The sequence below is a fragment of the Mycobacteriales bacterium genome, assembly GCA_035550055.1.
Taxonomy (GTDB): Bacteria; Actinomycetota; Actinomycetes; order JAFAQI01; family JAFAQI01; genus DASZTV01.
Map to the genome: position 1 here is coordinate 1 of DASZRO010000097.1, position 14,043 is coordinate 14,043.

The 14,043-nt window shown below is 70.4% G+C and carries 13 protein-coding genes; 7 read left to right on the top strand and 6 right to left on the bottom strand.

What is annotated here, in order from left to right:
* The coding region (locus VG899_14570; GenBank protein HWA67582.1) for an ANTAR domain-containing protein at positions 1 to 398 on the bottom strand (398 nt) is incomplete at its 3' end.
* A 176-nt stretch (positions 399 to 574) separates the two neighbouring features.
* Here VG899_14570 and VG899_14575 point away from each other — a divergent pair.
* Genes VG899_14575 through VG899_14590 form a run of 4 tightly spaced genes read left to right on the top strand, consistent with a single transcriptional unit; the run spans position 575 to position 3,474 of the window.
* Entirely contained in the window at positions 575 to 940 is a 366-nt protein-coding gene (locus VG899_14575; GenBank protein HWA67583.1) for an STAS domain-containing protein, read from the top strand.
* Positions 941 to 968: 28 nt separating this feature from the next.
* The gene (locus VG899_14580) at positions 969 to 1,400 is read left to right on the top strand and encodes a hypothetical protein (GenBank protein ID HWA67584.1); all 432 of its coding nucleotides are present in this window, start codon (positions 969 to 971) and stop codon (positions 1,398 to 1,400) included.
* A complete protein-coding gene (locus VG899_14585; protein HWA67585.1) occupies positions 1,397 to 3,031 on the top strand; it encodes an NAD(P)/FAD-dependent oxidoreductase in 1,635 nt (544 codons plus the stop codon). Before VG899_14580 ends, VG899_14585 begins: the two co-directional genes overlap by 4 nt.
* Positions 3,028 to 3,474 carry an SRPBCC family protein gene (locus VG899_14590; GenBank protein HWA67586.1) on the top strand — a complete coding sequence of 149 codons (447 nt, stop codon included), beginning with the start codon at positions 3,028 to 3,030 and terminating at the stop codon, positions 3,472 to 3,474. The genes VG899_14585 and VG899_14590 overlap by 4 nt, the downstream gene beginning before the upstream one ends.
* 24 nt (positions 3,475 to 3,498) lie before the next feature.
* Here the strand turns inward: VG899_14590 and VG899_14595 are convergent, their stop codons facing one another.
* Complete coding sequence (locus VG899_14595) at positions 3,499 to 4,932, bottom strand: MFS transporter (GenBank protein ID HWA67587.1); 1,434 nt, start codon at positions 4,930 to 4,932, stop codon at positions 3,499 to 3,501.
* 80 nt (positions 4,933 to 5,012) lie between these two features.
* Between VG899_14595 and VG899_14600 the strand changes: the two genes are divergently transcribed.
* A complete protein-coding gene (locus VG899_14600; GenBank protein ID HWA67588.1) occupies positions 5,013 to 6,614 on the top strand; it encodes a gamma-glutamyltransferase in 1,602 nt (533 codons plus the stop codon).
* A 65-nt stretch (positions 6,615 to 6,679) separates the two neighbouring features.
* Positions 6,680 to 7,315 carry a hypothetical protein gene (locus tag VG899_14605; GenBank protein ID HWA67589.1) on the top strand — a complete coding sequence of 212 codons (636 nt, stop codon included), beginning with the start codon at positions 6,680 to 6,682 and terminating at the stop codon, positions 7,313 to 7,315.
* A 19-nt stretch (positions 7,316 to 7,334) separates the two neighbouring features.
* Here the strand turns inward: VG899_14605 and VG899_14610 are convergent, their stop codons facing one another.
* From VG899_14610 to VG899_14625, 4 genes are read right to left on the bottom strand one after another with little or no spacing between them, the layout of a single operon-like run.
* The gene (locus tag VG899_14610) at positions 7,335 to 8,348 is read right to left on the bottom strand and encodes a hypothetical protein (GenBank protein ID HWA67590.1); all 1,014 of its coding nucleotides are present in this window, start codon (positions 8,346 to 8,348) and stop codon (positions 7,335 to 7,337) included.
* A 30-nt stretch (positions 8,349 to 8,378) separates the two neighbouring features.
* A complete protein-coding gene (locus VG899_14615) occupies positions 8,379 to 9,251 on the bottom strand; it encodes a VOC family protein (protein HWA67591.1) in 873 nt (290 codons plus the stop codon).
* On the bottom strand, positions 9,244 to 9,768 hold the full coding sequence (locus VG899_14620; GenBank protein ID HWA67592.1) for a sigma-70 family RNA polymerase sigma factor: 525 nt from the start codon (positions 9,766 to 9,768) through the stop codon (positions 9,244 to 9,246). Before VG899_14620 ends, VG899_14615 begins: the two co-directional genes overlap by 8 nt.
* Positions 9,769 to 9,825: 57 nt before the next feature.
* The gene (locus tag VG899_14625; GenBank protein HWA67593.1) at positions 9,826 to 11,481 is read right to left on the bottom strand and encodes a hypothetical protein; all 1,656 of its coding nucleotides are present in this window, start codon (positions 11,479 to 11,481) and stop codon (positions 9,826 to 9,828) included.
* Positions 11,482 to 11,685: 204 nt separating this feature from the next.
* On the opposite strand from VG899_14625, the gene VG899_14630 reads away from it, so the two are divergent.
* Positions 11,686 to 14,040, top strand: coding sequence for a glycosyltransferase family 2 protein (locus VG899_14630; protein ID HWA67594.1), 2,355 nt, complete (start codon positions 11,686 to 11,688; stop codon positions 14,038 to 14,040).
* Positions 14,041 to 14,043 lie beyond the last annotated feature (3 nt).

A 14,043-nucleotide genomic window follows, 5' to 3' on the forward strand; every position in this document is an offset into this window, starting at 1 on the left:
CGCTTCGAGGAGCCGACTCGGACGACCTCCCGCGCCACGTCCACCAGTTTCAGGTGGCTCGTCTGCGAGCGTCGTACCAGGACGTCGAACGCGGCGGCTTCGTCCACCTTCAGCGTGATCATGATCATCCCCTTGGCCTGCTCGATGATCGCCCGGGTGCCCATCGCGACTCCCAAGCCGGCGAGCTCGGCCTCGGCGGCGCGGACCCGTTCGTCGGCCACGCGGTCGCGGGCAGTCGCCGCCAGGTCACGCGCGTCGGCGACACGGTCACGCGCGTCGGCGTCGCGGTCACGCGCGTCAGCGTCGCGGTCACGCGCGTCGGCGTCACGGTCACGCGCGTCGGCGAGGAACGCTCGAAGATCGCCCTCATGAGTGCTGGTGGATTCGTACCCCGCCATAGCGGCGACGATCTTTCCCATACGCCGCGGCCGTCTAAACGTGGTGCGGGCGTCCGTCCGAAGACCGTCGCTGTGCTATGAAAGATGTGCGGTCAGTAGCGACCAGCGGCCACTCGGCCTTGCCGTCGCTTTTCCGGATCCGACTGCAAGACCCGACAACGATCGGGTTGATCCTCATGACCGTTCGATATTCCATTCCGTGCCCGCGCAGTCCCCAGTGGGACCACGCGAGCATCACCTGGGACGCGCCAACCGCCGTCCTGAGCCTCGCGGGCGAGATCGATCTGCTCGTCCGACCAGCGCTGGATGCCCAGATCGATCGCATCCTCGGCTGTCCGGCGCCGGCGATCTCGGTCGACCTGGTCGGGGTGACCTTCCTCGACTCGGCCGGCAGCACCCCGCTGCGCCGGCTGTGCAACGCCGCACCGGCTCACGGCGCGGAGGTCTGGCTGCGAAACGCCAGCCGTTTCGTCGCCCAGACGCTGCGCATCGTCGGCCTCGGTGCTCACCTGCGGTGCGAGGAACCGCTCCCGCCGGCGTAGAGCAAACCCTCCGGGGTATCTGGCCGTCATGGCGTCGGCGGTAGCTCCTGAGGACGCGCCGCGCCGGCCGCACGGGGTCGACGACGCCACCGTTGCGGCGCACGGCAAGCTGAGCGAGGCGCTGGAATACGTCCATCGCGTCCGCGGCGCGCTCTACGACGTCCATCAGCTCATCGGACGCGCAGACCTGCTGTTCGGTGAGGCCGCCGACGACCTGGCGGCCGCCGGACATGAGGAGCTCGCCGCCGAGGTACGCGAACGGATCGTCGGGCGCGACGTCCTCGCCGGCCGCTGGACCTTCCAGATCGTCGAAGACTTCGACGACAACTACTACGCCGCCGCCGTGGAGACCGAGCGCCGCAGCCGCGGCGTGCTCCTGCAGGGCCAGCGCCACGTCCTCGAAAGCGAGTTGAAGCAACAGCGTCGTACCGACGCCGGTCCTCGCGACCCGCGACGATGACCGACGCCGTCGTGATCGGCGCGGGGCCGAACGGACTCGTCGCCGCCAACCTGCTCGCGGAACGCGGCTGGAGCGTCGTCGTCCTCGAGGCCGAGCCGGAACCCGGCGGGGCGGTTCGCTCTGCCGAGATCGCGCCGGGTTGCCGCTACGACATGTTCAGCAGCTTCTATCCGCTCAGCGCCGTCTCACCTCCGCTGGTCGGCCTGGACCTGCCGCGGTGGGGCGTGCGCTGGCGGCACGCGCCGGCCGTGGTCGCCCACCCGTTCCTCGACGGACGCTGCGCCGTCCTGTCCAGGGACCTCGAGGCGACGGCAGCCTCGCTCGAGACGTTCGGCGCCGGGCAGGGCGCGCGCTGGCGTGAGCTGTTCGAGCGGTGGCGGCGCGTCCAGGAGCCGCTCCTCGACGCGCTGCTCGGCGCGCCGATCCCGCCGGTGCGCGGCGCCGCCTCGCTCGCCGCCCGACTCGGCCCGGCAGACCTGGCGCGCTTCGCCAGGTTCGCGGTGCTGCCGCTGCGACGGATGGTCGAGGAAGACGGTCTTGCGGACGGCGCGACCATGCTGCTCGCCGGCAACGCGCTGCACTCCGACCTGACCCCCGACCTCCCGCTGAGCGGCTTCTTCGGCTGGCTGCTCGCGATGGTGGCCCAAGACGCGGGGTTCCCGGTCCCCGAAGGCGGATCCGGCCAGCTCACCGCGGCGTTGGTACGCCGGCTGCGCCACTACGGTGGCGAGGTCGTCTGCGGCGCGCGGGCCAGCCGGCTCGTGATCCGCGGGCGTCGCGTCCACGCCGTCGTCACGGAGTCCGGAGACGAGTACGCCGCGGGGCGTGCGGTCCTCGCGGACGTGTCGGCCCCGCACCTGTACCGCGACCTGATCGGCGAAGCGCACCTTCCGCCAGCGGTGGTGGCCGACGTCGACCGGTTCCAGCTGGACAACTCGACGTTCAAGGTCGACTGGCTCCTCGACGGCCCCGCGCCGTGGGCGAACCCCGACGTCGCCGGCGCCGGCACCGTCCACCTGGCCGACAGCGTCAGCGAGCTCTCACTGACGGGGCTTCAGCTCGCGGAGCGGATGATCCCGGAGAAGCCGTTCGTCGTCGTCGGTCAGTCCAACGTCGCCGACCCCACGCGTACGCCGGACGGCCGCCAGCTGCTGTGGGCCTACACCCACGTGCCGCAGCAGGTCCGCGGTGACGCCGGAGGCGACCTGACGGGCGAATGGACGCAGGCCGAGTGCGACGCGATGGCCGAGCGCGTCGAGAGCCGGCTGGAGGCGCACGCGCCGGGATTCCGGGACCGGATCCTCGAGCGACGGGTACTCGCGCCCGGTGACCTGCACCGGCTCAACGCCAACCTGATCGGCGGCGCCGTCAACGGTGGCACGGCCGCGCTGCACCAGCAGCTGGTGTTCCGGCCGACCCCCGGGCTCGGGCGCCCCGCAACCCCGATCCGTGGTCTGTTCCTCGCGTCGTCGTCGGCCCACCCCGGCGGCGGCGTGCACGGCGCATGTGGCGCCAACGCGGCGCGCGCCGCGGTCACGCAACACCGGCTCAGGCGTACGTCGCTCGCCCTGGCCGGTGCCGCCGCCACCGGGGCGGCACTGCGAAGGAGCCGCAGAGGAGGCGAGGCGTGACGCCGACCGACAGCATCGTCGTCGATGCGGACCCTGACACTGTCTTCGACGTCCTGTGTGACCCGCAGGCCTACGTCACCTGGGTGGTCGGGGCGCATCGGCTGCGTGACGTCGACCGCCACTGGCCGGCGGAAGGTGCCCGCTTCCACCACGCGATCGGGCTGCGCCCGGTCGAGATGCAGGACTCGACGACGATGCGCCACTGCGACCGACCGCATCTGGTGCAGCTCGAGATCAAGGCCCGGCCGATCATCGTCGCCGATGTCGAGTTCCGGCTCGAACCGACCGACGGCCGCACCCGGATCACGATGAGCGAGCGGCCGACCGGCGGCCTGCTGTGGCTGGCCGGCCCGTTGAGCGTGCCGCTGCTGACGTTGCGCAACCGGCTGGCGCTGCATCGCCTCGCCGGCCTCCTCGAGCGCCGCGGCCGGTCCGCCGCCTGACACCGCGGCGAGGAGAAGGCGCGCTCAGCCGGTGGCGCTCACCAGCAGCGAGTCGTCGTAGAGCTCGTCGTCGCTCACCTGTGGCTCGCGGATCCGCCACCAGCCCACCACCGCCGCCAGGATCGCAGCACCGGCGCCGATCGCGAACGAGAGGTGGTAGCCGGACAGCAGCCAGGCCGGTGCGCTGTGGTCGCCGGTACGCGCCGCCGCGATGCTCGCCAGCACCGCCAGCCCGAGCGCGCCGCCCATCATGAACGCGGTGTTCACCGCACCTGAGGCGATCCCGGACTCCTCGGGTGCGATGTCGCTCATCGCGGCGAGCAGCATCGGGTTGAACGCGATGCCGCCGCCGAGCCCGAGCAGCACCATGTTCGGCAGCACGTCCAGCCAGAACCCGCCGTGGACCGGCGCGCGGGCGAACAGCAGCAGGCCCACGGAGGCGACGAGCAACCCGCCGGCCATCGGGCGACGGAAGCCGTAACGGCTGACCAGCTTCGCCGACCAGGACACCGAGCAGACCATCATCACCAGGTCGCCAGGCAGGAACGCGAGGCCGACTTGCAACGAGGAGTAGCCGAGCACCAGCTGGAGATAGAGCGCGGACAGGAAGAACCACGCGAACATCGCCGCGGCCCAGAGCACGCCGATCACGTTGGCCGCGGCGAGGTTGCGCGACCGGAACAGCGAGAGCCGCACCAGCGGTACGGCGGTGCGCTTCTCGATCACCAGGAACGCCGCGAACAACGCCACCGCGACGGCGAGCGAGCCGAGCGTGCGCGCCGAGGCCCACCCGGCCTGGTCGCCGTTGACCACCGCGTCGACCGCCAGCATCAGAGCGCCGGTGACGGTCACCGCGCCGGCGACATCGAGCCGGCGCGTGGTGTCGCTCACGGCTGACTCGTCGACCAGCCGCAGCATCAACGTCACGACGACAGCGCCGATCGGGACGTTGACCAGGAAGATCCAGTGCCAGTTGAGCAGGTCGGTCAGGACGCCGCCGAGCACGACGCCGACCGCACCGCCCCCCGACGCCACGAACCCGGTGATGCCCATCGCCTTCGCACGCTCCGCCGGCTCGGGGAACAACGTGACGACGACGGCGAAGCCGACCGCGGTCGCGAGCGCGCCGCCGACGCCCTGCAAGGCGCGGAAGCCGATCAGCATCGCCTGCGTCTGGGAGAGCCCGCAGCCGACCGAGGCGAGCGTGAAGCCGGTGATGCCGGTGACGAAGATGCGTCGCTGACCGTAGAGGTCACCGAGCCTGCCACCGAGCAACAGGCAACCGCCGAACGTCAGCATGTAGCCGTTGACGACCCAGGCGAGCGAGGTCTGGGAGAAGCCGAGGCTCTCCCGGATCGAGGGCAGCGCGACGTTGACGATCGTCGAGTCGAGCACGACCATCAGCGTGCCGAGGCACAGCACGTAGAACGCCACCCAGCGTCTACGGGTGTCCAACATGTGCGGTCCCTTCGTCCAGCTGAGCAGGGTAGACGCCGGGACCCACGGAAAGTCAGTGGTTTTCCGGGTATCAATGCGCTGTGACCGCGCAGACCGTGTACTCCAAGCAGGGCATGGTGGTGGCGGGACAGCCGCTGGCGAGCGCGGCGGGAGCACGGGTGCTCGCCGATGGCGGCAACGCCGTCGACGCGGCGCTCGCCGTCGCCGGCGCGACCGCGGTGACGATGCCGGAGATGTGCGGGCTGGGCGGCGACGCGTTCGCCTTGGTCTACGACGCCGCGACCGGAACGGTCACGGCGTACAACGGCAGTGGCCCGGCGCCAGCCACCGCGACACCCGAAGCGTTCGCCGAGCGCGGGTTCACCGAGCTGATGCCGTTCGACGGCTGGTTGTCGGTGGCGACGCCCGGTGCGGTGTCGGTGTACGCCGGGCTGCATCGCGACCATGCAAGCCGACCGCTGCCCGAGCTGTGGGCGGACGCGATCCGGCTCGCCGACGAGGGCTACCCGATGGACGCGCGATGCGCGAAGTACCTCGCGATGGACGCCAAACGCCTGGCCGCCGACCCGGCCGCGGCCCGGATCTTCCTGCCGAACGGTGAACCACCGACCGCCGGCACCGTCCACCGCAACCAGGACCTGGCGGCGTCCCTCGCGGCAGTCGCCGCCGATCCCACGACGATGTGGACCGGCGACGTCGCGCGCGCGATCGCGACGGCCTCCCACGCGGGCGCCGGATTGCTCGAGCTGGGCGACCTCCCGATGGAGCCGGCGTCGGCGTACGAACCGCTCTCGACCGACTATCGCGGCCATCGGGTGCACACGACAGCCCCGCCGTCGCAGGGGCTGATCCTGCTCGAGATTCTCAACCTGCTCGAAGGGTTCGACCTCGCCGCGCTCGCGCCGGACAGCGCGCAGCTCGTGCACCTGGTCGTCGAGGCGACCAGGCTGGCGTTCGCCGACCGCAACCGGTGGTGCGGTGACCCGGCGTTCGTCGCCGACGTGACTGCCGAGCTGGTCTCCAAGTCCTACGCCGGTCGCCGGCGCGACGCGCTCGACCCCCGCCGAGCGGCTGCGCAGGTCAGCGGCGGTGACCTCGACGGGAACACCACGTCGTTCGTGGTTTCCGACGCCGCCGGCAACGCGGTGTCGTTCATTCACAGCTTGTCGGCGGCGTGGGGCGCGGGCGTGGTCGCCGCCGGCACGGGCATCCTCATGAACAACCGGGCCGGCCGAGGCTTCTCGCTGCGGCCCGGGCATCCCAATCTCGTCGCGCCGCGCAAACGCACGATGCACACGCTGCTGACCTATCTCGTGACCGACGCGGCGAGCGGGGAGCTCGAGCTGGTCGGCAACACTCCTGGCGGCGACGGCCAGCCGCAGTGGAATGCGCAGATCCTGATCCACTTGCTCGACCACGCGCGTGACGTCGGCGCAGCCGTCAGCGCGGCGCTGTGGACCGCCACACCGGGCACCGACCCGATCTCGCTGTCGCAACCGCAGCGGCTCGCCATCGAGGACGCGGTCGGCGGCGACACCATCGCCGACCTTCGACAGCGCGGTCATTCCGTCCTGGCGATCCCTACCGCGGGAGGCTCCGCGACCGTCATCCGGCGGCGCGGCGACGGCGTCCTCGAAGGCGGCGCGGACCCACGTGACACGGCGCAGGCGATCGGGATCTGAACCAAGCCGGCCACCGGTGCGTGTCAAGCGAGAGTCGTTGCTGATCTCTCGACAGGAGAACCGTCATGCCCGAGCACGTGGGAACCAACCCGACCGCCCGACGGGTGGGCGTCGCCGCCTTCGCTGCCGTCGCCGCGATGGGGCTTGCCGCCTGCGGCAGCAGCAGCTCGGGCGGCAGCTCGACGGTCAACCCCGGTGCCGGAGCGTCCACCAGCAGCGACAGCGGCTCCGCGGACACCGCCGCGACGTCGTTCAGCGTGGCCAATGTCAGCGGCTTGGGCAACGTGGTCGTCGACGGCCGCGGCCGCACCGTCTACGTCCTGACGAAGGGCACCACCAAGAACGCCCCCTGCACCGATGCGAGCGGGTGCACGAAGTACTGGCCGGACCTGTCGCTGCCCGACGGCACGACCGCCGCGACCGCCGGGTCGGGACTGAACTCCTCGCTGCTCGCCACCAAGCAGGCTGACGGCGAGACCTACGCGACCTACAACGGGTGGCTGCTCTACGAGTACGTCGGCGACACCGCGGCGGGTCAAGGCCACGGCCAGGGCGTCAAGGACACCTGGGGCACGTGGTACGCGCTCAGCGCCTCCGGGGACCCGGTGACGGCTGGCACGCCGGCCGCCGCGTCGACCGCGAGCTCAAGCTCGGGCTCGACCGGATCGTCGCCGGCCACCGGCGGCGGGTACGGCTACTGAGCCGTCCAGCCCGTCGCGGCTAGGTGCGCGCGGTGGTCGTCGCGCAGTACGGGCAGCTCAGCTGGTTGACCCCGACCGGGAACGACAGCGGCGCGCCGCAGCCCTGACAGGCGGCGCTGCCCCCGCCGAGGTCGAGCTTGCGGCCGCAGCCGTCGCACACGACGGCGGTGGCGCCCGGCACGGTCTGTAGCCGGGCGCCACAGCCCGCGCACTGCGTCGTGTCGGTGTCGATGTGTTCGTAGGGCGTGTACTCGCCGCGCAGCCCGTACATCTCGAGCAGCTTCTCGCCGTCCTCCGGGGACAAGTGGGCGATCCAGCCTTGGCAGAACGTCGAGAACTCCATCCGCAGCGGCACGCCCGGCGGCGCCTCGTCGGGGTCGAGAGCGAGGACGCCCACCTCGGCGAGGTGGGCGTAGGTGAGCTCCATCTGGCGCTTGAACAGTGCGGCGTACTCCCAGAAGCCGTTCTCGACCCGCCACGCCCCGTCGCCCATCGGGACCCGCACCAGCGCGTTGGCGCGCACCTGCATCTCGGCCTCCAGCGGCTGCTGCGCCGGGTCGAGATCCTTGGCCACCGCACTCTCGACGAGGTAGGTGACCATGCGTGCCCGGAAGTCCTCGTCGGCACATCGCGGGGACACCGCCTGCGGGCACTGCTTGACCCACTCGGTGAAGATCGTGCGATAGCACTCGCGCAGCGAATCCGCGTCGTTGGCGTTGCGCGCGACGATCATCGGGGCCTGCAGCGGCGCCGCGAGGTGGTGGTAGACGGTGTTGGTGAGCGCGGCGTTGGTGGCGGCGTTGGCCATCCGGAAGTCGTAGTCCATCAGCGCGCCGCAGTAGTCGCAGTAGAGGTACGCCGTGACCGACGGCAGTCGCTTCGTGCCACCGCACTGCGGGCAGTCGACCTGCTTCACGAAGTCCGCGCGTGCGGCCACCGACGGCCGCGCCATCGTCGTCGCGATCGTCTCGAGCTGCTGCGCGTACGTCGGCGGAGGTGGTGCCGGCTCGGACTTCCGCTTGAACAAGCTCACCCGATCATCGTCGCGCGAGCGGTCTGTCGGCTACAACTGTCCGAGGTAGAAGGCCATGCCTTGGTCGTCGACGCAGTCCGAGGTGATGCCGTAGGGCATCTGCGCCGGGTCGGTGGCCTGGCCGCCACGTTCGCGGACCCTCGCAACCGCCGCCGCGACGTCGTCGACCCGGTACATCAGCATGACGTTCTGCCGGCCGCTGCCACCCCAGATCCCGCCCTGTGGCGTCGAACCCTCGATCTGCAGGCTGTGCTCGACGTTGCCCGGGTGGAAGCCCCAGCCGAACAGCTCGCCGAAGAACGTCGCGGCGCGCTGCTCGTCGCCCGGGCAGAACGTGAGGTAGGCGACGTCTCCCGGCAGCTCGCCGTTGGGGGTCGTGGCGGACGCGCCGGACTCGTGGACCAGCCCGAACCCGTTGCCCTGGTCGTCCGTGCAGCGCGAGCGGATGCCGTACGGCGTCTCGAACGGGTCGACGGCGGTGCCGCCGAGTGCTCGCACCTTCGCGACGGCTGCCTCGATGTCCGCGACGTGGTGGACGAGGTGGACGCCGGGGTTGGGTACGCCCGGGACGGGCTCGCCGTCCCACACCCCGCCGGGCAACGAGAGGTTCACGACGTTGTCGTAACCGCCGAGCTCCAGTGAGTCGCCGAACCGCCAACCGAGTACGTCGCTGTAGAAGGCGCGCGCCCGTTCCGCGGACGGGACGTGCAGGCTGAAGAACGCGACGTCTCCGTCGGCGGGTCCGCGATGTGCTCGCGCGCGCAAGCGGGATCCAATCTTCGTCGTCATCTCTTCTCCTTCGATGAGAGCGCGTTCGATGCGGGAACGCAGCCGGGAAGCGAACGTCGGATCGGGGTCGAGCGGCACGATCGGGCGGCGGAGGATCTCCAGCGGGTCAGCCATCGTCGCCTCCTCGCAGCTCGTACTCACGTCTGAATGCAGCCCGGGCGCGCGACACCAAGACCTCGGTGGCCTGTCGGGTGCGGCCGAGCTCGGCCGCTACCGCCGGCACCGAGAGATCGTCGAGATAGCGCAGCGTGAGGACGGTCCGATGCGCCGGCGAGAGCGATGCCAGCGTCTGCTGAGCGCGCAACGCGTCGAGCCGGACGTCCCACGGGTCGTCGTCGTGCTCGGCGATGGCGGCGACCGCCGCCAGTCTCGACTCTTCCCGGGAACGTCGCCGCCAGTGGTCGACGAGCTTGTGGCGCGCGATGCCCACCACCCACGGCACGCTGAGCGGCGCGCTTCCCGCACGCACCGCCGCGACCGCGGCGAGGAACGTCTCCGAGGTGAGGTCCTCCGCGACAGAGACCGATCCGCAGCGCGACAGCAGGTAGCCGAACACAGTGGGCAGCGCCTCGTCGTACAGCGCCAGCAACGGCTGCTGCTCGGCGGGCGGGGAAGCAGCACGGCCACTCACATCTCTACTGTCGCGTGCGGCCTCGAAACTCCGACGGTCTGTCGGCGAAAACCTTGGTCAGCCGATGCCCTGAAGCGCGAACGTGCTGCTGTTCGCCGCGGACGGCTCGCCTTCGACGTCGAACAGCGGCAGCCACGGAGAGGCGTTCGCACCGAGGCTGGACGCTGCCGGAGAGGTCCCGACGGTGAACCACTGCGCGGCGTACGGCAGACCGTGGTAGGTGACGATCGTGCCCGTTTGGTAGTGCCGGGCCGGAGACCACTGCGGGTAGCTGCCCGAGACGAGCGTGGTGATCCGCGGTGCATGGTCACTTGGCAGTACCGGTCCGAGCAGCTGCCACGGGTTGGGGTTCGCCCCGGTCTCCGCGAGCGGGTCCGTGGCCGAGTTCTGCCACTTCGCCTCGTAGATGTTGCCGTTGCGCTCCACTCGATAGCCCTGCACGTATGCCGGCCACGCCCGCCACGCGGGGTAGGGGCTGTTCGCCGGGTCCTTCGCGACGATGGGGTCGGCGGCGCCGGCTGTGTCGACGCCCGCCGCGTTCGCTGTCGCGCTGGACGGTGACAGCTTCGCCATCGTCTTGCTGAACTCGCCGACCGAGGTCTGTCGCACCCCACTGCAGGTGTTCGAGTGGACAGCGGCGCCGGTGAACGTCGCGGTCGTGCATGCGGCGTCCCGGTTCAGCGACCAGATCGACATCCGGCCCATCCCATGCTCGGAAGCGAAGCGCGTCAGTGCGGTCGCGTCCTGGGTCGTGAACGTCTCGCCGGGGGTGTCGTTGACGCCGATCATCGCGGTGACGCCGAGATGCCGCCACACCGCAGAGCTGGTCAGTGGTTCGCCCGCCTGCTGGTAGGCGGTCGCGAGCTGCCGGGCGGTGGCGGTGACCGCGTCTTCCGCGTCGGCCAGCATGTCGTCTTGCGGCGTGCCGTAGTCCATCGCCATGACGTTGACGCCGGCGAGGGTCACCCGGTCGCGCAGCATGCGGGCGACCAGCTGGTCGGCGGCGCTTGGCAGGCCGTCCGGCGCGACCGGCAGCGTCACCCACACCTTGAGTGGCGGCTGGTCCGAGGTGGTCGTCTGCTGGAGGTCGACGAGTGCTTGGTCCCTGCGTTCGATCGACGCGACGTCGTAGAGCGCGCTGCCCTCGATGTCGAGGTCGATCGTGTCGAGCTGGTAGCGATCAACGACAGAGCGGTACGCCGTCTCCAGTGAGGTCGCTGACGAGCAGGTGGTGGCGAGCTCGCTGTTGGCCTGCCCGCCGAAGGAGACGATCGGATCGCCGCCCTCGGTACGGTATTCGGCGATCCGCCGGTCGAGCGCCAGTGTCTGCGCGGCGCCGTCCAGCGAGTACGCGCCGCCCCACGACGGCGAGCAACCGTTGTGCTTGTCGGCGACGACGAACCCCAGCACGACATGTGCCGCCGGGTTGACCGCGGGGTCCTGGAACTGCAGGTACGGCGGCAACGTGGTGTCGACGTACGGCGCGAACCAGGCGCGGTCGCTCGCCGCGACGAGGGCGGTGCCACCCGAACTCGCGACGTGCCGGGACAGCGCCCACGCGCCGCCGGCGACCAGTACCCCGAGGGCCGCCACGGCTGACAACACCCGCACGAATGACAGGCGCGGCCCGGGCGGCTGCGCCCGCTCTGCCGCAAGGTCTTCGTCAAGCTCGATCTGCCCGCTACAGACCAGTGCGCTGGGCTGGGACGCCATCGATCTGCTCCCGAGTTGGCTGGCTTGGATGTGTTCGTCTCATGCTCGGCGTTCGGCGCGATTTTGTGTTGACTCGAAAGGGCTGGTCTGACCGCACTATCCGGGTCATCACTTTTGCTCAAAGTCGCCGATTCGACTTCAGGTTTGTCGTCTGCACGCGGATCATCCGAACACGTGCTTCAGCGGCCGAGAGGGTGACAACGCGTGCATCAGGCGGAGATCCAGGCGATCCGGGCGTCACGAGGGTTTCGCCGTCGGCAGGTGGGTTCGGACCGCCGTGGCACGACCCCGTCGCTGCTGCCGCCTCCCGTCAGTGAGCGGCGGCTGACCGCCGGCCGCGCCGCGGTCGTCGTGATCCTGCTGGCCTGGGCAACGTACGGGTACTTCTTCGTGGCGCAGGAGCTCACCGCCGCGATGGCGCCCGCCACGCGCGCGGTGTCGGTGCTGTGCTGGGTGATCGTCACGATGATCACCGCGTCGTCGCTGGCGTACCTGGTGAGCCGACTCGCGTTCTTTGCCCGTAGTCGCGCCCATCGACGGGTGACACGGGTGGAGCTCGATGAGTTCTTCGCGAGCAAGCGGCCCAGCCTCACCGCACTCGTCCCGTCCTACCGGGAGGACCTGCGGGTGGTCCGCAACACGATGTTGTCGGCGGCACTCCAGGAGTTCCCCGACCTGCGGGTGGTGTTGCTTCTCGACGACCCGCCGAACCCAAAAGACGCCAAGGACGCCGCGTCCTTGGCGGCGACGCGCACGCTGATCGGCGAGCTCTCCGACCTGCTCGCCGAGCCGGCCCGTGACTTCGAGGAGGCTCTGCTCGAGCTCGAGCGGGCGGATCATCTCGGCAAGGACGCTCTTGACACCGTCGCGCGGCTCTACGAGCAGGCGACCAGTTGGCTCGCCCGCTTCGCGGTGGACCTCGAGCCTGACGACCACGCCGACGAGTTCTTCGTCGACAGCATCCTGCTGCGCCTCGCCGCCGACTTCCGGCTGACCGGCGCGGCGGTGCGCGCCGCGATTGACGAAGGCCGGACGATCCCGCGGGCGCGGGTACATGCGCTCGTGCGACGCCTCGCCTGGACGTTCCGCGCGGACCTCTCGTGCTTCGAGCGCAAGCAGTACGCCTCGCTGTCTCACGAATCCAACAAGGCGATGAACCTCAACAGCTATCTCGGCCTGATGGGAGGCGCTTACCGCGACCGGGTGACGTCGCTCGGCCGCGTGCTCCAGCGGTGCGGGTCCTCGGACGCCGACCTCGTGATCCCCGATCCCGACTACGTGCTGACCCTCGACGCCGACAGCGTGATCATGCCGGAGTACTGCGCCCGGCTCGTGTACCTGCTCGAGCAAACCGAACACGCCCGCGTCGCCGTCATGCAGACGCCGTACACGGCCTTCCCGGGCGCGGAGACGCGGCTCGAACGGATCGCGGGGGCGACCACCGACCTGCAGTACATCGTCCACCAGGGAATGGCGCGCCACGACGCGGCGTTCTGGGTCGGCGCCAACGCGATCCTGCGCAAGCGGGCGCTCGACGAGATCTGCGAGGTCAGCTACGACGGCGACTTCGAGATCCGCCGCTACGTCCAGGACCACACCGTCATCGAGGACACCGAGTCCAGCATCGACCTGCGAATCCACGGCTGGAACCTGCTCAGCTACCCGGAGCGCCTGGCCTACAGCGCGACGCCGCCGGACTTCGGATCGTTGTGCATCCAGCGCCGCCGCTGGGCCAACGGCGGCTTGCTGATCCTGCATCGGCTGTGGCAGCAGCGCAAGGCAATGCGCATGCGCGGTGAGCGCCTGCGCCTGCGCGAGGTCGTGCTGCGGGCCAACTACATGGCATCGATCGCGTGGTGCTCCATCAGCCTCGTCGTGTTGCTGCTCGTCTATCCGTCGAGCAGCCAGGTGAGTGCGGCGTTGCTCGGCGCCATCGCGTTGCCGTACTTCGTGTGCCAGGCGAGCGACCTCAAGTACTACGGCTACAAGCGGCTCGACGCGCTGCGGGTCTACGCGTTCAACATGCTGCTGTTGCCGGTGAACCTCGCGGGGGTTGCGAACTCGATCGTGCAGGCGGTCACCGGCGAGAAGAGCGCGTTCGGCCGGACGCCGAAGGTGCTGCGTCGCACCGTCCCGCCGTTGACCTTCAGCGTCGCGCCGTACCTCATCCTCGTGATGGCCGGGTTCGAGTTCGCGCGGTACGCCCATCAACGGCTGTGGGTCGCGGCTGGCTACTCGGCCGTCAACACGCTGCTCACCTTCTACGCGTTGTCGGCGTTCATCGGCGTCCGTACGTCGATAGTGGACATCGCGATTCAGCTGAAGGCGCGGTTGTACGCGCCCGCGAAGCAGGCGGCGCAGACCCACCCTGACCCGCTCGGCGTGCTCGAGGCCGCGCCTGCGCTCGACTGGGCCTCGGTGCTCGACATCGGAGCCGGCGACCTGTCCGCGATCCCGGCAGCGCCGACGCCCGTGCCGGCGCCGGCCAAGGCCATGCCCGTCGAGATCCCCAAACAGCGCCGCCGGGCGGCGGCCCGCCTGCTCTCGACGGCGGACTGATCG